The sequence below is a fragment of the Myxococcus sp. SDU36 genome, from assembly GCF_030168875.1.
Taxonomy (GTDB): domain Bacteria; phylum Myxococcota; class Myxococcia; order Myxococcales; family Myxococcaceae; genus Myxococcus; species Myxococcus vastator.
Window position 1 is genome coordinate 5,124,715 of sequence record NZ_CP077414.1, and the last position, 18,041, is coordinate 5,142,755.

The 18,041-nt window shown below is 67.1% G+C and carries 18 protein-coding genes; 12 read left to right on the top strand and 6 right to left on the bottom strand.

Going from position 1 to position 18,041, the window contains the following annotated elements:
• Positions 1-10: 10 nt before the first annotated feature.
• The gene (locus KGD87_RS20330) at positions 11-1,129 is read right to left on the bottom strand and encodes an aldo/keto reductase (protein WP_284661951.1); all 1,119 of its coding nucleotides are present in this window, start codon (positions 1,127-1,129) and stop codon (positions 11-13) included.
• A 516-nt stretch (positions 1,130-1,645) separates the two neighbouring features.
• Between KGD87_RS20330 and KGD87_RS20335 the strand changes: the two genes are divergently transcribed.
• Complete coding sequence (locus KGD87_RS20335) at positions 1,646-2,287, top strand: DUF6585 family protein (protein WP_284661953.1); 642 nt, start codon at positions 1,646-1,648, stop codon at positions 2,285-2,287.
• Positions 2,288-2,316: 29 nt separating this feature from the next.
• Positions 2,317-2,817 carry a hypothetical protein gene (locus KGD87_RS20340; RefSeq protein ID WP_284661955.1) on the top strand — a complete coding sequence of 167 codons (501 nt, stop codon included), beginning with the start codon at positions 2,317-2,319 and terminating at the stop codon, positions 2,815-2,817.
• Positions 2,818-2,862: 45 nt separating this feature from the next.
• On the opposite strand, the gene KGD87_RS20345 is transcribed toward KGD87_RS20340, so the two are convergent.
• The gene (locus KGD87_RS20345) at positions 2,863-3,402 is read right to left on the bottom strand and encodes a TetR/AcrR family transcriptional regulator (protein WP_284661956.1); all 540 of its coding nucleotides are present in this window, start codon (positions 3,400-3,402) and stop codon (positions 2,863-2,865) included.
• Between the two features lie 72 nt (positions 3,403-3,474).
• Here KGD87_RS20345 and KGD87_RS20350 point away from each other — a divergent pair, with 72 nt between their 5' ends.
• Positions 3,475-4,635, top strand: coding sequence for an MBL fold metallo-hydrolase (locus KGD87_RS20350; RefSeq protein WP_284661957.1), 1,161 nt, complete (start codon positions 3,475-3,477; stop codon positions 4,633-4,635).
• Between the two features lie 220 nt (positions 4,636-4,855).
• The gene (locus KGD87_RS20355; protein ID WP_284661958.1) at positions 4,856-5,416 is read left to right on the top strand and encodes a hypothetical protein; all 561 of its coding nucleotides are present in this window, start codon (positions 4,856-4,858) and stop codon (positions 5,414-5,416) included.
• 39 nt (positions 5,417-5,455) lie between these two features.
• Here KGD87_RS20355 and KGD87_RS20360 read toward each other — a convergent pair whose 3' ends face one another.
• Complete coding sequence (locus tag KGD87_RS20360; protein WP_284661959.1) at positions 5,456-5,875, bottom strand: GFA family protein; 420 nt, start codon at positions 5,873-5,875, stop codon at positions 5,456-5,458.
• 381 nt (positions 5,876-6,256) lie between these two features.
• On the opposite strand from KGD87_RS20360, the gene KGD87_RS20365 reads away from it, so the two are divergent.
• A complete protein-coding gene (locus KGD87_RS20365) occupies positions 6,257-7,591 on the top strand; it encodes a KamA family radical SAM protein (RefSeq protein WP_284661960.1) in 1,335 nt (444 codons plus the stop codon).
• An 82-nt stretch (positions 7,592-7,673) separates the two neighbouring features.
• On the opposite strand, the gene KGD87_RS20370 is transcribed toward KGD87_RS20365, so the two are convergent.
• Positions 7,674-8,909: an FAD-dependent oxidoreductase gene (locus tag KGD87_RS20370; protein WP_284661961.1), complete on the bottom strand. Its 1,236-nt coding sequence runs from the start codon at positions 8,907-8,909 to the stop codon at positions 7,674-7,676.
• A 434-nt stretch (positions 8,910-9,343) separates the two neighbouring features.
• On the opposite strand from KGD87_RS20370, the gene KGD87_RS20375 reads away from it, so the two are divergent.
• Positions 9,344-9,727 carry a carbonic anhydrase family protein gene (locus KGD87_RS20375; protein WP_284661963.1) on the top strand — a complete coding sequence of 128 codons (384 nt, stop codon included), beginning with the start codon at positions 9,344-9,346 and terminating at the stop codon, positions 9,725-9,727.
• Between the two features lie 195 nt (positions 9,728-9,922).
• Complete coding sequence (locus KGD87_RS20380; protein WP_502887950.1) at positions 9,923-11,491, top strand: invertase recombinase-like protein; 1,569 nt, start codon at positions 9,923-9,925, stop codon at positions 11,489-11,491.
• Positions 11,492-11,621: 130 nt separating this feature from the next.
• Here KGD87_RS20380 and KGD87_RS20385 read toward each other — a convergent pair whose 3' ends face one another.
• Together KGD87_RS20385 and KGD87_RS20390 are read right to left on the bottom strand one after the other, a co-directional pair.
• Positions 11,622-12,038, bottom strand: coding sequence for an RCC1 domain-containing protein (locus KGD87_RS20385; RefSeq protein ID WP_284668668.1), 417 nt, complete (start codon positions 12,036-12,038; stop codon positions 11,622-11,624).
• Positions 11,920-12,387, bottom strand: a complete 468-nt coding sequence (locus KGD87_RS20390; protein ID WP_350099296.1) for an RCC1 domain-containing protein — start codon at positions 12,385-12,387, stop codon at positions 11,920-11,922. Before KGD87_RS20390 ends, KGD87_RS20385 begins: the two co-directional genes overlap by 119 nt.
• 504 nt (positions 12,388-12,891) lie before the next feature.
• Between KGD87_RS20390 and KGD87_RS20395 the strand changes: the two genes are divergently transcribed.
• From KGD87_RS20395 to KGD87_RS20415, 5 genes are all read left to right on the top strand, one after another.
• Positions 12,892-14,007, top strand: a complete 1,116-nt coding sequence (locus KGD87_RS20395; RefSeq protein ID WP_284661967.1) for a hypothetical protein — start codon at positions 12,892-12,894, stop codon at positions 14,005-14,007.
• Between the two features lie 2 nt (positions 14,008-14,009).
• Positions 14,010-14,825, top strand: coding sequence for an AHH domain-containing protein (locus KGD87_RS20400; protein ID WP_284661968.1), 816 nt, complete (start codon positions 14,010-14,012; stop codon positions 14,823-14,825).
• Between the two features lie 5 nt (positions 14,826-14,830).
• Positions 14,831-15,448 carry an imm11 family protein gene (locus tag KGD87_RS20405; protein WP_284661969.1) on the top strand — a complete coding sequence of 206 codons (618 nt, stop codon included), beginning with the start codon at positions 14,831-14,833 and terminating at the stop codon, positions 15,446-15,448.
• 32 nt (positions 15,449-15,480) lie between these two features.
• A complete protein-coding gene (locus KGD87_RS20410) occupies positions 15,481-16,236 on the top strand; it encodes a hypothetical protein (RefSeq protein ID WP_284661970.1) in 756 nt (251 codons plus the stop codon).
• Positions 16,237-16,693: 457 nt separating this feature from the next.
• Positions 16,694-17,965, top strand: a complete 1,272-nt coding sequence (locus KGD87_RS20415) for an SBBP repeat-containing protein (protein WP_502887951.1) — start codon at positions 16,694-16,696, stop codon at positions 17,963-17,965.
• Positions 17,966-18,041 lie beyond the last annotated feature (76 nt).

Genomic DNA, 18,041 nt, shown 5'->3' on the forward strand with positions numbered 1-18,041 from the left:
CCATCCAAGCCTACTCGGCCTGGAGCGGCCCCCGGAACCCGCTCGGCTCCGCGCACACGGTGGTGTCCCCCGCGAGCATTCCCCTCGTGAAGAAGGGGGACTCGAAGAACACGTAGGGGTTGACGAGCTCGGGGCGACTCGCGACCTCCAGCCTCGCGGAGAGCTCGGGCGGCAGCGTGAAGTCCAGCGCGTGCAGGTTGTCCTCCAACTGCGCCAGCCTGCTCGCGCCGATGATGGTGGACACGACGCTGGGACGCGTCGCCACCCAATTGAGCGCCACCTGTGCGGGCGAGCGCGCCACCTCTTTCGCCACCGCGACAAGCGCCTCGAGGATGGGCCAGGGGCGCTCCTGCAGGAACTTGTCCGCCACGGGGTTTCCGCTGGCCAGCAGCGCATGGGCGCGCCCCTCGCCCTTCGGCTGGGCTCCCTCGCGGGTGTACCTCCCTGTGAGGAGTCCCCCGGCCAGGGGGCTCCAGGGAGTCAGGGCGGCTCCCAGCGCGAGCGCGGCGGGAAGGTGCTCGCGCTCGACATTGCGCTCCGCGAGCGAGTATTCCAGTTGCAATGCGGCGACCTTTTCCCAGCCGTTGCGCTCCGCCAGGGTTTGCGCGCGCGCGAAGTACCAGGCCGGCACGTCGGAGAAGCCGATGTAGCGCACCTTGCCCTCGCGCACGAGGCCGGTCAGCGTCCCCATCACCTCCTCCACGGGCGTCAGTCCGTCCCAGACGTGCAGCCAGTACACGTCCACGTAGTCCGTCTTGAGGCGGCGCAGCGAGCCTTCGAGCGCGGACAAGATGTGTTTGCGACTGTTTCCGCCAGCGTTCGGATCTCCCGGCGACACGTTGGCGGAGAACTTGGTGGCGATGACCGCCCGCTCCCTCCCGCCATGCTTCGCGAAGTAGTCGCCGATGATGCGCTCGCTGGAGCCGGAGGTGTACGCATCCGCCGTATCGAGGAAGTTGCCACCCGCCTCCAGATAGCGTGTCAGCAGGCGGTGCGCGTCCTCGCCGCGCATGCCCCAACCCCAATCTGTACCGAAGTTCATGGTGCCCAGCGCCAGCGGGCTCACCCGCAGGCCCGTTTGACCGAGCAGGTGGTACTTCGCCAAAGACTCAATCGTCCGCGTCGACATGGTGGTGCTCTCCATTCGTTGTGATGGGCCGTGCTCCCCATCGCCCTGCCAGGAATAGAGGCGCGCCCCCATGAAGGCAGCCCGCTTCTTGCGCCCGTTGACGCTCACCGGACGCGCAGGCCGGCGTGCGTGACGTTCTTGGGCGCAATCCCACGCATCGGCCCTCGCGCCCGGCGGGCCGCACATGGCCTCAGGCACGACAGCCACGGAAAGGCTGTGTTTCACGCAACCTCATCCAATGACCTCTCATGAAGTGAGAATGACGATTATTTCTCGGATTCACCACACCTGAGCATCCCCAAGCCACCACACAGAGTATGAGACGCTGGCAAAATCCACCCTCCGATTCCACTCTGAGCGCGGTGGCGAATCTCATCGAAAATACACACGCGATTGTTTATACGTGCACGCACTTTTGATGCAGTCCTGGAGGCTTCACTGAAGCGCTCGCACACCCGGGTATTTCCCACGCCGGTCCTGTACTGGCTCGCCGCTGGCTTCGCCCTGATTTACCTGGTGGCCGCGGCATTTCTCTCGTTCGGCAAGATTTACCTGCTCCCCCAGGACTTCATCCAAGGGCTCCTCCGCTACCAGGCCGCGCCCATCGTCCTGCTGGCGGGCATCCCCTGCGGCATCTACTTCATCTTCTGGCGGGCCAGCGACTTGTTCGCCTGGGTGTCCGCGCCGCCCACGCTGGTGGTGGATGAGGAGTGCCTGCGCGCGGGCGACACGCACATCGCGTGGCGGAACGTGAGCGCCATCATCACGGTGCAGAACCACGACCGGCTCATCCTGCGCCATCGTGGGGGCACCTACCGGCTGCGGCTGAACCTGTGGAGCGACGCGGACGAGCTGTACGGCCACGTGACGGACCACGTCGTCGAGGTGCTGCTGCAGGGCGTGCACCGGCAGGTCGACGCCGGCAAGGCGGTGCAGTTCGGGCCCCTGACGCTCAGCGGCGCCGGGCTGACGCACAAGAAGCGGCTGATGCGCTGGGATGACATTGAGAGCATCCGCTTCCAGGACGAGTTCGACGAAGGCGTGTCCACGCGCGAGCTGATCATCGCCGCCCAGGGCAAGCCGCTCAAGATTGACGAGGCCCGCATCGTCAACGCGCCCGTCCTCCTGGCCTACCTGTCGCAACGGCTGGCCGCCTGACTCCCCTTTCCCCTCACAGGTTACACGCCATGGAAATCTACAGCTCCTCGCAGAACAAGCAGAAGACGCAGAAGCCGCGCGAGGTCTACTACTCGCGCACGAAGCTCATCATCGGCGCGGTGATCTGGACGCTGGCCACGGCCTTTTTTGGCGCGCTCACCTCCCGGCTGACGGACAGCCTGGGCATCATGGCCCTCTGCGGGGCGATTACCCTTTGCATGCTCTGGATGCTCTACGGCTGCATCAGGCCGCTGGGCAACCTGGACAAGCCCGCGCTGATTATCGGCCGGGATGGCATCCGCTTCGAGGACGGCCTGCTGATTGAATGGGCCGACATGACCGAGAATACCTATGTCAGCCAGTCCTACATGGGCATTCCCACGATCAAGCTGATTCAAATCAAGACCACCCTGGAGAAGCCCAAGGTGAAGAAGATGCGGGTGGCGGCGCTCGACATCGACAGCGACGAGTACCTGGAGCTCTGCGACACCTACAGCCAGCACTCGGCGCTGGCCCCCGCCAGGGCGTAGCAAGAAACCTGGCACCGCGCCGGCATGAAGGCCGGCACGGTGCCATCAGGCCGTGAAGCGTTCGACGAGCAACGCCAGGCGCTGACGCAGCACGCGCGTCGTGGGCACGTCGGCCAGGAGCCCGTCGACGGCCAGCATGAACACCTCGGCGAGCGGCCTCGGCTTCAGAACGGCCTGCGTGTACTTGAGCCAGCGCCGACGGCGCCTCGCCTCGACCTCCGGCAACAGCCGCTCGCAGGCGGCGTAGAACTCGGACGCCATGGGCGCCCCCACCATCAGCGCCCATGGCTCCAGGAGGATGATTTCGTACACCTGGAGCAATTTGTCGCGCGCGGAGCCCGGTCCCGCCAGCACCTGCTCCACGCGGGGGTAGCGCGCCTCGAACAGGGATTCGAAGACGGCCGCGAAGATGTCCTCCTTGTTCTTGAACTTCAAATACAGGAGCGGCCGCGACAGGTTCGCCCGCTTCGCGATGTCATCCAGGGACGTCTTCGCGTAGCCGAAGCGCAGGAAGCACTCCAGGGCGGCATCGAGAATCGCCGCCCGGCGCAACGCATCACGCTCCTCGCGCCTGGTGCCCGCCATGCGGAACAAATTGACAAAAATGACCTATTTCGTCAATTCACCACCGCATAACGACGAGCGTGGGTGGACGGCATGACGTGGCGCAGAAGGCTGGCGTATGCGGCACTGGGGACGGCGGCGCTGCTGGCCCTGCTGCTGACGGTGGTCGCCATCGAGGCCTGGCCGGCGCTGGGGCAGGCCGCGGACGGCGCGCGGCGGGCACGCATGGAGCGCTCGCCCCAGTGGCGGGACGGCCACTTCGACAACCCGCAGCCCCTGCGCAATGACGCCTGGGGCTCCATCGCGAGCATGTTCAGCGCCAGCCCCGACGTGAGCCCCGCCCAGGGCGCGCTGCCGTCGGTGGCGCTGGAAGGGGGCGCGTTCAGCGCGCCGCCCGTTACCGGCCTTCGCGTCACCTGGTTCGGACACTCGACGTCGCTCGTGGAGCTGGACGGTCAGCGGATTCTCATCGACCCGGTGTGGAGCGAGCGCGCGTCCCCCTTGAGCTGGGTAGGACCGCGCCGCTGGTATGCCCCGCCCCTGGCGCTGACGGCGCTGCCCGCCGTTGACGCGGTCGCCATCTCCCATGACCACTACGACCACCTGGACCATCAAACGCTGCTGGCGATGAAGGACTGGGACACGTCCTTCATCGTGCCGCTCGGCGTCGGTGCGCACCTGGTGGGCTGGGGCATCCCCGAATCGCGCATCATCGAGCTCGACTGGTGGGAGCGCGCGCGCGTGGGGGCGCTGGAGGTCGTCTGCACGCCCGCCCGCCATGCCTCGGGCCGGACGGGCATCGACAAGGACGCGACGCTGTGGGCGGGCTTCGCGTTCCTGGGCCCCACGCACCGCGTGTACTATTCGGGCGACACGGGCCTGTTCCCCGCCATGAAGGACATTGGCGAGCGGCTGGGGCCCTTCGACCTGACGATGATTGAGGTGGGCCAGTACCACAGCGCGTGGCCCGACTGGCACATCGGCCCCGAGCAGGCCGTCACCGCGCACCAGTGGGTCCGGGGCCGCGTGCTGCTGCCGGTGCACTGGGGCCTGTTCACCCTCGCGCTCCACGGCTGGACGGAGCCCATTGAGCGCGTGCTCGCGGCGGGTGCGGCCACGGGGGTGAGTGTCATCGTCCCGAAGCCGGGTGAGCGCGTCGAGCCCGGTGCGCCGCACTCCCTTGAGCGCTGGTGGCCTTCCCTGCCGTGGAACACGGCGGCGCAGGACCCCATCGTCTCCACCCAGTTGGACTGACGTCCCTGCCGCCTGACTTCAGGAGCTCCTCAGTCAGAGCAACCGAGCGCACAACCCATGGCGGGCGGGGCGCCGCCGGTGGGCCATCAGCTCGAACAGGAGGATGCGCTGAACGAGCGTGACGCCCGCTCGCCGTCCGAGCTGGCGCCTGTCCGCCAGTCAGGCGCAGGTGCCCTTCCCAACGCCAGGAAGCACCTTGAGCGCGGGAGAGAGAGGGCGGATGAACCGACGACTCAGTGCGCTTGTCCGAAGAGACCCGGCCGAAGTCCAGGGCGCGTATTTCCTGCTGAAGGGCCTTTTGCCCTGGCTTCAGCCGAAGCGAGTCACGCGGCTCACCGGCCCCATCCGCGAGGGCTGGTTGATGAAGACGGTGGGCGGGCTCGCCGGCACGGTGGGCGCGACGCTCCTGTCCGCGCACCGCCATGGCCGCGTCACGCCGGAGCTTCGGAAGCTGGGCATCTGGAGCGCGCTCACGCTCCTGGTGGTCGACGTCTCCACGTATGCCACGAACCGGCAGCGGCGCTCCGCTGTCTTCCTGGCCGACGCGGCCGTCCAGGCCGCGCTGCTCGCGGCGCAGTGGCACGCGTGCAGCCGCATGCCAGTGGTCATCGACGCACGCGCCTCCGGCCTTCGCCACCCGTCGCGGTACGGCGCGGGCGAGCATGGCCGGTGGAACATCCTCCCTGGCGAGTCACGCGACGCGGCCGGCAATCGCGACATCGTCGCCGAAGGCTCCATGTCCTCCTTTCCCGCCAGCGACCCGCCTTCCTACATGGGCTGACGGCTTCGCCCTTGTGACGCGCGGGACGTGAGCGCGGGCTCAGCTCCGGATGGGCCAGGGCCTGTCGCGCAGCCCGGCCTCCCAGTTGTCGTGGCGGCCGTCCCAGTACATGACCTTGAGCTCACCGGGGTCGACGTCGTCCAGGCACTGGACGTTGACGGACCGGAACTCCCCACCGAGCTCCTCGACGAACCCGGCGGCGAAGCAATGGACGCCGCAGTGCTTGCAGAACGAGCGGTAGTTCGGGCTCGAGCCCTTCCGGAACTCCCCCAGGTGTTCAGCGCCCGCGGTGACGCGGAAGTCGCTCGGCTTCGGGTAGGCCTGCGCGCCACCCACCTTGGTGCAGATGGTGCAGTTGCAGCGGCTCACGGGCTCCGACAGGTCCATCTCTGCCTCGAAGCGCACTGCGCCACAAAGACATCCCCCGGTGTAGTGCTGCAGCTTGCTGTCCTTCGACATGACGGAATCTCCCTGAAGGGGTGAACCAACGCCCCCAGACCTAATCCGCCCGGATGACAGGGGTATGTCAGGTATCCGCCGGCCGCCCCGCTCCCGCTGCGCCTGCTTCGCGGAGCCCAGGTACCGGCGCGGACGGCCGAGTCCCCGAGTTTCGACCTCTTGCGTTACGGCCTCACAGACGCAGAGTTACTGGCAGTCGCAACCCAAGGTGGAATCCAGCCTGCCCGCTCGCCGCTGAAAGATGACACTTCCTACCTCGGCGTGGTAACCGGACTCTCCCCCTCGTTGGTGGTCAAACGGTGTGCGCTCACGCCCGGCCACCAGCCAGGGTGGTCGCTGTGCACCTCGTGGCCGCCCTGACTACCGCAGGAGAAACGAGACATGAGCGTCATGTCAAACGCAGCACTGGCTCTGTCCACAGGTCGCCGGTACCGTGCCTACACCACGCGACACCTGGACGAGCTGACGACTCGGGCCGGGCTCTCCACGGACGAACGGCTCGCGGTGCAGGCGGTGGCGCACGTGCTGCCCTTCCGGACCAACAGCTACGTCGTGGACGAGCTGATTGACTGGGACGCCGCGCCCGCCGACCCCATCTACCGGCTCGTCTTCCCGCAGGCGGACATGCTGCCCGCGGATGACGTGGCGCGCATGGCGGACCTGCTGCGCTCCGGTGCATCCACCCTGGAGCTGAACGCGGCCGCCAACCAGATTCGCGCGCGGCTCAATCCGCACCCCGCCGGGCAGATGGAGCTCAACGTCCCCAAGCTGGCCAACGAAGAGCCCGTCCCGGGCCTCCAGCACAAGTACAAGGAGACGGTGCTCATCTTCCCCAAGCAGGGCCAGACGTGCCACGCCTACTGCACGTACTGCTTCCGCTGGGCGCAGTTCGTCGGGGACGCGGACCTGAAGTTCGCCTCGCGGGAAATCGAGCCCCTGGTGAGCTACATCCGCGCGCACCCCGAGGTCACCAACGTGCTGTTCACCGGTGGCGACCCGATGATCATGACCGAGTCCGTGCTGGCCAGGTACATCGAGCCGCTGCTGGACATCGAGCACCTGGAGGCCATCCGCATCGGCACCAAGGCGCTGGCCTACTGGCCGCAGCGCTTCGTCACGGATTCGGACGCGGACGACATCCTGCGCCTGTTCGAGAAGGTGGTCGCCTCCGGCAAGAGCCTGGCCTTCATGGCGCACTTCTCTCATCCCAACGAGATGACGCCTGACATTGTGCAGGAGGCGGTGCGCCGCATCCGCGGCACCGGCGCGGTCATCCGCACCCAGGCGCCGCTCATCCGCACCATCAACGACACGCCGGACACCTGGGAGCGCATGTGGCGCACGCACCTGCGCCACGGCATGGTGCCGTATTACATGTTCGTCGAGCGAGACACGGGGCCGCAGGACTACTTCGCGGTGCCGCTCGCGGAGGCCTACGACATCTTCCGCAACGCCTACCAGCGCGTGTCCGGCCTGGCGCGCACGGTGCGCGGCCCGTCCATGTCCGCCACGCCCGGCAAGGTGTGCGTGGACGGCGTGGCGGAGATTGCCGGCGAGAAGGTCTTCGTCCTCCACTTCATCCAGGCGCGCGACCCGGAGCTCGTCGGCCGGCCCTTCTTCGCGAAGTACGACGAGAAGGCCTCCTGGCTGTTCGACCTCAAGCCCGCGCTGGGCGCCACCCACTTCCCGTGGGAGCAGCCGCCCGCGCAATCGTAGCCGCCACGCGGCGGGAGGCCCCAGTCGCGGGCCTTCCGCCTGGGGCGCACGGTGCATGGGGCTTGACGGCCGCCTGAGTGGCTCAGCCCCTGGGAGACGCCGCCGGCGTGCGCACGTGTTCGGGCCGCACGCCCATGCCCACCAGGCGCGCCGGAATGCGCCGCAGGAAGGGGACGTGCTGGACCAGCCACAGCGGCAAGGGAAGCGCGGTGGACGCCGCCGGGCTTCGCAGCGCGGGCCCGAGCAAGCGATTCTGGATGAAGACCTGGGCCCGCTGGGTGACACGCGTGGGCCACTCCCGGCGCTCCTGGACGCGCCGCAGGTCCATGGGCGTCACGTGCCGGGCGAGCAACGGCCCCGCGAGGATGTTGGCGGCGGCCACCGCGTCCTGCACCGCCAGGTTGATGCCCACGCCGCCCACGGGCGACATGGCGTGCGCCGCGTCGCCAATGCAGAGCAGGCCCGCCTGGTACCAGGTGCGCAGCCGGTCCACTCGCACGGTGAGCAGCTTCACGTCATTCCACGTCGCCAGCTCGTGGGTCCGGTCCGCCAGGAAGGGCGCCAGCCGGGCGAAGTCCTCGCGGAAGGACGCCAGCCCGGCCTCGCGCAAGGCGTCGAAGCTGCCCTTCGCGATGACGCGCCCGCACTGCCACGAGTCGCCCCGGTTGATGAGGATGAAAACCTGGCCCTGCTCGAAGCGGCCCATGGGGTCCTCGGGGTCTCCGGGCTTGCGCGTGGCGCGGAACCAGAGGACGTCCATGGGCGCGCCCAGGACCTCCACCTCCAGGCCGGCGCGCTGACGCACGACGGAGGTCCGGCCATCCGCCGCCACCACCAGCGACGCACGGACCTCCAGTGAGCCCTCTGGCGTCCGGGCCTGGACGCCGACGACACACCCCTCCTCACGCAACACGTCCGTCACTTCCGCGCACCGGCGCAGGTGGAACCCTGGGTACGCGGCGGCCTTCCGCGCGAGGAAGTCGAGCAGGTCCCACTGCGGCATGAACGCGATGTAACGCGCGCGCGTGGGCAGGTGAGAGAAGTCTCCGACGACCACGTCATGGGCACCGCGCTGGAAGCGCAACACCGGCGCCTTCTGATGCGGCAGGGCCAGCAGTTCGTCCAGCCACCCCAACTCGTGCATCAGCTCCAGGGTGGAGGGGTGGATGGTGTCGCCTCGGAAGTCACGCAGGAAGTCGGCGTGCTTCTCCAGCACCGTCACCTCCACGCCCGCGCGCGCCAACAACAGGCCCAGCATCATCCCCGCCGGCCCTCCTCCCACGACACAGCACTGCGTGGTGCGCACCTCGTCGGCCATGTGAGACCCCCGCCCTGTCAGCTCCAGGCAGCAACATTCTAGGAACGCCTCCCCCCGGAACGACCAGGCATTCCAGGAGCGGACGTATCTCCGTGACAGCATCGCGATTCAACAGGGGCGCCGCTCGGCGAACAAGAAATGGTTAAAGAAGTTTTCTGAATTTAGAGTGGAATTCTCGGGCGCCGACCGCTGGCTTGAAGCCCGGTGTGTCCGTCGTCTCGCCCAAGGGCCTCATCCACATGTCGCGTTTTCCCATTGTCTCAGTGCGCGCTCTTCGGGGCGCGCTGGTGGCATCCATTTGCCTTGCTTCAAGCGCCTTCGCCCAGGACCTCCGCGGGCCCCCGGCCCCGGTCTTCCTGAGTGGAGAGGACGCGCATTGGGGTTATTCATAGACGGTCAGCCCTCAGGACTGGGCCGAACTCCCGGGCAATGCGTTGTGCGCGGCGGGACTGGACCCGCGAAACCTGCCCAAGCACGCCGGTGAGCACAGCCAGCCCCTGGGTGCGCGCATCAACGCCAGCTCACTGCTGCCGTTCAACAAGGCGTTCTCCACGTACGCTGGCTCACTCACCACGCCCCCATGCACCGAGGGGCTCCAGTGGTATGTGATGAAGAACCCCATTGAGATGTCGGACTCGCAGATTGCCGCGTTCCAGCGTCTGCCCTACGTCAACCCGAACAACCGCCCGCTGCAGCCGCTGAACGGCCGCACCGTCAGCACGCAACGCGGACACTGCGGTCTCGGTGGACACGTCCCAGGCCGACATGTTCCGGACTGGGCGGTGTCGCGCGCGGCGATGAGGAATCACGGAAGCTGAGGACTCTCAGAATTCTTCCGAACCATGGGGAAGACGTTGCGGTCCTCTGGGAAGCCGGCTCCGTCTCGTTCGAGGGAAGTGTGGTACGAAATGCCCGTTCCCGCGAACCGGAGGATTGCTTTGACGTTGTTTCGAGTATGTCTGACTTCGCTGCTGATCTTCGTTGCCGCCTGTGGTGGTGATTCGGCTCCCGCTGTGGCTCCTGATGCCGGCCAGACGCGGCCGGACGCGGGCAATGAGACGCCGGACGCCGGCGAGGAAATCCCGGACGCGGGCAGCGAGACGCCGGACGCCGGCGAGGAAATCCCGGACGCGGGCAGCGAGACGCCGGACGCCGGCGAGGAAATCCCGGACGCGGGCAGTGAGACGCCGGACGCCGGCGAGGAAATCCCGGACGCGGGCAGTGAGACGCCGGACGCGGGCGTGGAGCCCGAGGTGAGCGTCATTGACAACTGGGGCTTTGAAGAGTGGCCCGGTGCGCTTCCGGAGCGGTGGTTCGGGAGCAAGTCGAACATCACGTCGGACAGCGTGCAGAAGGTGACGACGAACGCCTTCGAGGGCGTGAACGCGGTCCGGCTGACCAACACCTCGGGGACGCACCGGCGCTTCACCACCGGAGCGAAGTCCATGGCCGCGGGCCGCTACGCCTGCACCTTCCAGGCGCAAGGCACCGGCGACGTTCGAAACGCCTTCTTCGACGACGACTACTCCAGCTACTCGTCCTACACGGCCGTCGACAGCGCGACGTGGACGCAGGTGGCGTACAGCTTCAACCTCGCCAACGACGTCTTCGACACCTTCGAGCTCATCTTCAGCATCCGCAATACCCAGGGTGAGCATCTGCTCATCGATGACGTACGCTGCACGCGGGCCGCCGAGCCCTGTGACGCGGTCACCTGCGAGGCCTGGGAGCGCTGTGAGAACGCCACGGCGACCTGCGAGCCGCTCGCCGGCCGGTGCAACGATGCCGCGGACTGCAGCGAGTGGCAGGCCTGCGACGAGACGAACACGTGCGTGGTCGCCGCCGGCCGCTGCACGCGCCACGCGGACTGCGCGGGGACGCCGGAGACGCCGGTCTGCGATACGGCCAGCCACCTCTGCGTCGAGGGTGACCCTTGCGCCGGCGTCGTGTGCAACCACCCGGCGACGAGCTGCAACCCCACGAGCGGCGTGTGCGAGCTGTCCGCGGGGGCCTGCTTCACCACGTACGACTGCGTGGGTGAGCTGCCCGCCTGCGACACGGCGACCGGGCGCTGCGTGTCCGCCGACCACCCCGCGAACATCATCCGCAATGGTGGATTCGAAAGCTGGAACACCTACAACATCCCCTACCACGGGGACCATCTCATCCCTGACTACTGGTACGGGCTCGACAACGGCGTCGCCGACCCGGGCACGGAAATCAAGCCCTCGCGCCTCGTGCGCTACACGGCGGCGGTGCACGGCGGTTCGTCGGCGCTGCAGTTCGTGGTCCCCATCCAGGTCGCCGAGCGGTTCACGTTGGAGAAGTTCAACGTCCCCAGCGGCAACTACTCCTGCTCGTACCGGGTGCGGGGCCACGGCACCCTCCGGCATCGCAGCTACTCGAGCGCCGGATGGAGCCCGGCCACCGACTTCCTCACCGTGGACAGCGACGCGTGGCAGCCGGTGTTCTTCCGCATCACGGGCAACGTGCGTGACTGGCGGCTGTTCTTCTATCCGAGCCGCAGCGAGGCCGACCGCGACCACCTCCAGGTCGACGACGTCGTCTGCACGAAGGACTGACCCGGCTGGCGGAGGCGCCGAACACGGCCCTCCGCCCCCGCCCGGTGACTCAGGGCAGCGGCACCGGGATGGGACCCGAGCAGGACCAACGGTCGATGACGCCATCAGGGCCGAGCTGGCCGTTGGTGCTCTAGCCCCAGGGCTGGCCGCTAGCGTCCAGGCCCCCCGCGGACACCGTGCCGTCCGCGTTCGCCGCGAGGATGTGGTCGCGGCCGTTGGCGATATCCACCACGTCCGTCATGCCCGGCACCGGGGTGGGAAGCGGGTGGCTGGCACCGTCAGCCACGCCCGTGCCCAGGTTGCCGTAATCGTTGCGCCCCCACACCCAGACGGTGCCATCGCGCTTGAGCGCCGCCGAGTGCATGGAGCCGCCAGTCACCTTCACCACGTCCGTCAGGCCCGCCACCACCATGGGGTAGTCCCACGACTCAGTGGAGCCGTCGCCCAGCTGACCGTTCTGGTTGTTGCCGAAGGCGCGCACCGCGCCGCCCTCCATCAGCACCAGCGAGTGGCGGAAGCCCGGGCCCACCGCGACCGCGACTGACAGCCCCGGCACGCGCGTGGCGGCATAGCGAGGGGTGACGTCCGCCGGCGGTGAGCGCCATGGCGAAGTTCTGGTTGAAGGCGATGGAGGTCACCGACTCCAAACCCGGGACCGCCTGCGGGTTCTTCTGGTCCGTCGTCACATCCGCGCCCAGGTCGAGTTGACCACGGTTGTTGCGGCCCCACGTGTAGACGAGGCCGTTGCGCACCGTGCCGCTGTGCAGGCCGCCCGCGGACGCCACGCGCTTGTTGTCCGTGGCCACGGCCTCCCACGCGCACGCGGCGCACGGTGATGGCAAGGCCCTCATCCGGAGACACCACCTGCGCCTGGGGCGATTCTGCGTCCGGGACATAACGCACCGGCATCACGTGGGAGCCCTTGCCCCCGGACGGGTCCACCGCCCCCAGGCGCACCGTGTTGTCACCCTCGCGCGGGGTGAGGTCCACGGCGAACGTCCAGGCGCCGCTGACCGCGGTGACTTCCGCGGGAATGGCTTCGCCGTCGTTCAGCCGCGCGGTCAGGCCAGCCAGCGTCCCCAGCGCGTTCACCCAGCCGTCAGCCGGACCACGGCGTCATCCGACTCGAAGCCGGACACCGAGGCGGTCACCGTCATGCGAGGGGGTGTGGGAACACCAGGCGTGTTCACCACGTCCGACCCGCAGGAGGAAAAGCACAGGGCCACAAGCGCCAGGGCGCAGGCACGGAACTTCATGGAACGCCTTGGGATGGAAGCAGTGTCCCAAGAACTCCCAGCGCTGAGTATGGTGAGGGTGCAGGTCATTGCGCCACATGGCGGGTCCCCGGGCATCGATGGAGACCTGCACCAGCCCTTCGCTTGATGTTTCGGAGAATCGAGATGCTTGCCGTCACGGGAATTGGGATGGTTTCGGCGCTGGGGCACGGTGTGGTGGAGGGGTGCGCGGCCAGCAGGGCGGGCCTCGTCCGTATCGCGCCGCTCGAAGAACCGCGGTTATTCGATCCAGGGAACGGCACCGAACCCGCGAAGGGGCACTGCATCCCCTGGGTCACCGCGGGCTTCACCGGGCTGGGGCGGCTGACCGCGCTCGCAGTGGCAGGATTCGAGGACCTCGCCCTCAGTGCCGACACGAGCGACTTGTCCCGGAGCGCGCTGTACCTCGTCGTCCCCAGCGATTTCCACCGGCGGAGGGTGGAGGAACAAGGCCTCCTCGCGGAGGACCATGAAGCGCGACGTGAGGTCTACTTGAAGCGGCTACTCCCTGCCGTACTCAAGCACCTGAAACCGCGCGCTCCACCACCTCTCCAGCGTTTATACTTCGGAGAGGCCGGGCTCATCGACGCTCTGAAGGATGCCACCGCCTGTCTCCGCGCCAACCAGGTCGACCGCTGCATCATCGGAGCCGTGGACAGCCTTGTAGACCCGCAGGTGACGTGGGCCCTTGACCAGCTCGGACTTCTCAAGGGCCCCGAGCGCCCCACGGGCGTCCTCCCTGGAGAGGCCGCGGCGTTCGCGGTCCTCGAACTGCCCATATCGGCCGCCCGTCGGCAGGCGGGCATTGAAGCCCACCTCGAGGGTCCTCGGGCAGAGTCGGAGCCCTTCCATCGCCGCTCGCGGCAACCCGCCACGGGACAGGCGCTGTCCCGGTGCATCAGGGCGACCCTGGAGGCCCTTCCCGACAAAGGGAAGGACACCCGGTTGGTCATCGCAGGCCTGAATGGGGATGCCTACCGAGCGCAAGACTGGGGCACCGCACTCGTGAGACTCAGCGACCTGAGCCTGGGTGACGCACGTCAGTGGTATCCTGCCCAGAGTTTTGGGGAAATCGGTGCCGCGACGGGCCTCGTCGGACTCTGCATGGTTGTTCGAGCCTTCGCTCGCGGGTATGCCAGAACCTCCGGCGCCCTCGTGTGGACCGCTGGAGATGACGGGAGCCGGAGCGCCTTCTACGTCCGAGCTCCGGGCGGGTCATTGTTCATGGAGGCGAGGGAATAGAGATGGCAACAGGCAAACACGTCGCGCTCGTGAAACTCAAGGATCACAAGGCCGAGAAGGGATGTGTCAACAAGCATGAGGTCGTCTTCGACAGCCCGACCTATCCCAACTGCGCCTACAAGCCCAACGGATACAACGCCACCCTGAGCGAGTCCATCAAGGGGACTACGACCTCGAAGCGATCCCTGTACGAGTATGACTTCACGCAAGTCCATCCCGAGGGGACGCCTATCGACAGGAATCCACGGGCACGCCTGCCTCCCGAAATGGGCACCTTTTCATCCACGGGCCGACAGCCCAAGGCGGAAAAGGAACTAGGACTGCCCCGCAAGGTCCATCGGAACACTGACCCACGCCACAACGCGAAGGCATGGCACTTCGAAGGCAGCAACTACAAGGTCGGGCACCTTCCCTTCGGACATGAGTACCACCACATCATGCCGGAGGAGGCCATCTCCGAGGCCTTGACGGAGAAGGAGGCGGAGACCCTCCAGGCCGCCGACTACAACATCAACGCCGGCAAGAACATCATCATCCTGCCCATCACCCATGACGCCGCCTATGCGCTGATGCTGCCGAAGCACAAGGGCTGGCACCGCGCGTACAACCAGTCGTGCATCAACGTCCTCAACAGCTTCAAACAGTCGCTCTCCGAGGACGAAGAGGGCCACGAAATCACGGCGGCCAACGTGGGCGGGGTTCGTACCAAACTGGAGACCTGGGAAGACAACACCTACCGTGGCATCGTCGCCTCGGGAAAAGCGGCCGCACTGGCCCGGATGACTGCGGCCAAAATCAACGACGCCTTCAAAAGGTAGACAGGGTGGCGGGAACGAATATGGGAATGACTGGAACAAGCGACTTCTACATCCTGGAATGGCTGGTGCTCGACGGGTATTGCGCCATTTTCAGTATCCCGGAAGGCATGCCCAAGATTCACAAGCCCGCCCGAGGCATCCGCATGGGCGCCGAATATCCCGACGGGCTGCGGTTCAACATGACCAAGCAAGAACCGGGACTGAAGATTGCTGACGTCATCCCTAATGCCGTGAACTACTTCATGGTGTCGAAGCGCATGAAGGAACTCCTCGAGCAGCATTCCGGCGCGGAAATCGAGTTCCTCCGCTTCGTGCTGCTGAATCACCGTGGGCGGGTCGCGAGCGAGGACTGCTACATCGCGAACGTCGTCGGCATGCAGGACTGCGTGGACATGGAGAAGACAGAAGGCGACCTGGATCCGCTGAAGCCGGACCGCTTCATGTACCTGCGCCGCCTGCTACTGCAGGAGGACAAGGTGCCGCCTGGAGCAAAGCTCTTCCGCATCCCAGCAGCACCCCGGCTGATGATTGTCCGCAAGGACCTCAAGGAACAGCTTGAGAAGGACGGCGTCACGGGCATCACCTGGTATCCCATGGGCTCCGACGTGGACATCACGCTATGAGTCACGACGCCGTGGAGGTGGCCCGGTACAACATGTCCCTCACCCTCCGCGCCAGCCTGGAGGGGATGGCGCGCCAGGATGAGCATCAGGCCGACCACGTGGCCAACATCTGCGTGGCGTACCGGGTGCTTGGTATCTGCTCGCTGTTACAGACCGCGAACATCGACGAGTTCGCTGAGTTGCTCTGCAAGGCAGGCCAGGCCCGGCACCACCTTCTCACGCTCGCGCGGACTTGGCCGCTTCGGGCTGAGCGTCTTCTGGGAAGCGACAACGTTGGATTCAGCGACGCATTGACCGCGGGAGACATGGCCACCGCGCGAGCCATCGCGGGACTATCAGCGAGCCGCTACCAGGAGGGCCTGGAGTACGAAGAGGACTTTCTCTTCTCTCATTTCCTCCATCAGATGTTGGGTGTTCCCCGCAATACGGATGCGCTACACGAAGTGCTGGCACGTTGGGAGGCCGTACTGGAAGGAGGACTCGATCCCCGGCGCGAGGCCTGTCTCGCGCTGCTCCAAAAGGATGCCGATGGCTTCAGTGCCGCGTTCGAGGCACTCGTGATTGAGCGTAAGCGGGAGTTCAGCGAGTACCGTCGACGGCTCGACTTTGATGCGGAGGTAGGGGCCACGACGGGCCAACTCTATGTCGATGGGCTGGCCCTTTTGAGGGTCGCGGAGTGGGAAGGATTGCCGCCGTGCCCTCCCTTCGAATTCGCTCCCGCATTGGCCAGAGTGCCACCGAACACTCCACTGCCCCGCGCAGGTGCCTGGAAGGAATCGCTCAAATGAACGTGGAGGGGGATTTCGCCCACGAACTGGAGTGCGGGGTGCTGGCTCACCGGTTTGCGCGGGCGGGCGCCAGTTGGCATTGAAGACGACGTTGCAGTTGCCCGGGCCCACGTCGAGGACCACCACGAAGCGCGCCTGCATGCCGCCCCGACACTCCCGCCTGCCCGCCGCCGAACCCCACAGCGTCCTCGCCTGGAGCACGTCCTGGGCGACACATGCGTGTTACAGCCGAATCGGCGCTGTAGCTGCCACGGTGCATCATTTGCATCGGGGGTCCATGACAACTCAGCCCCGGGTCAGACAATGTCGCCTGCGTGTCTTTCGTTACCCATCTTCCGCATGCCCGTCTCTCGTGGTCTTGCAAGGGTGCCGTGGCGACAGACTTCCCCCTTGGAGTGGGCGACAGGCGTCCACCCGGCGTCACGGCTCGGTTCCCCACTGAGAAATGGAGTTCGTGATGAAACGCCCCCTCTTGAGCATGTTCGGGCTCGTCTGCGTCGTCTGCGCCACGGGTGCCCCCTCCGTCGCCGAGGCCCAGGTCCCGCCCCCGTCCTGGGTGCGCCAGCTCGGCGCCCAACATGATGAACTGGCCCACGCAGTGGCCGTCTCGGGCACGAGCGTCTACGTGGTGGGCCAGACGACCAGCCAGCTCGGTGCCGACCCACAAGCCGGCGGCCAGGACGCCTTCATCGCCCGGTACGACACCGCCGGCAACCTCCAGTGGGTCCGCCAGTTCGGGACCGCGCAGATGGACCGCGCCACCGCCGTGGCTACCGACGCGGCCGGCAACGTGTACGTGGCCGGCACCACCTTCGGCGGCCTCGACTTCTACACCAACGCGGGTGGCATCGATTACTTCATCGCCAAGTACGACGCCGCCGGCAACCGCCAATGGCTGAGCCAGAACGGCACGCAGATGGACGACTTCGCCACGGGCCTCGCCGTCGGCGCGCCCGACAAGCTCTTCTTCACCGGCTACACCGGCGGCAGCTTCGCCAACGGCGGCAACCCCAGCAACTACGACATCGTCGTCGCCCTCTATGACACTGCGGGCAACCCGTACTGGCTCCAGCAGTACGGCACTCCCGTGAGCGACCTGGCGCGCGGCATCGCCGTCACGCCCGCCCACGAGGTCTACGTCGTCGGCAACACCTACGGCAGCCTCGACGGCACCTCCACGCCGGTGAGCACCGACATCTTCCTGCTCAAGCTCGACCTCCTCGGCACCCAGCAGTGGGTCCGGCAAATCGACGCGGGCGAGCTCGATGACGCCAAGAGCGTCGCCGTGGGCCCCGACGGCGGCGTCTACCTCGCTGGCGAGACGTTCGGCAGCCTCGACGGCAACACCAACCACGGCACCGTCGACGTGCTGCTCGCCCGCTACGACAGCGCTGGCAACCGCCAGTGGAGCCGCATGCTCGGCGGCACGCAGACCGACTACGCGTTCGGGGTCTCCGTCACCGCGAACAACGTCGTGCAGCTCGTCGGCTACACCTCCGACGCGCTCGACGGCAACCCGCCTGCTGGCTCCTTCGACGCCTTCCTCACCCGCTACGACGCGCTCGGCACCAAGCTAGGCACCCGCACCCTGGGCACCCCGTTCCAGGACATCGCGCGCGGCGTGGCCGTGGACGCCGCCGGCAACGCCTATGTCGCCGGGCAGACCTTCGGAAGCCTGGGCGGCAACACCAGCGCTGGCGGCTACGACGCCTTCCTCGCCCGCTTCTGATTCGACGGGAATCCCAACCGGCCCTCCGCGCCCCCCACCCTGCCCGCCCCGTGCAGGGCCCGGGTCCGCCTCCCCC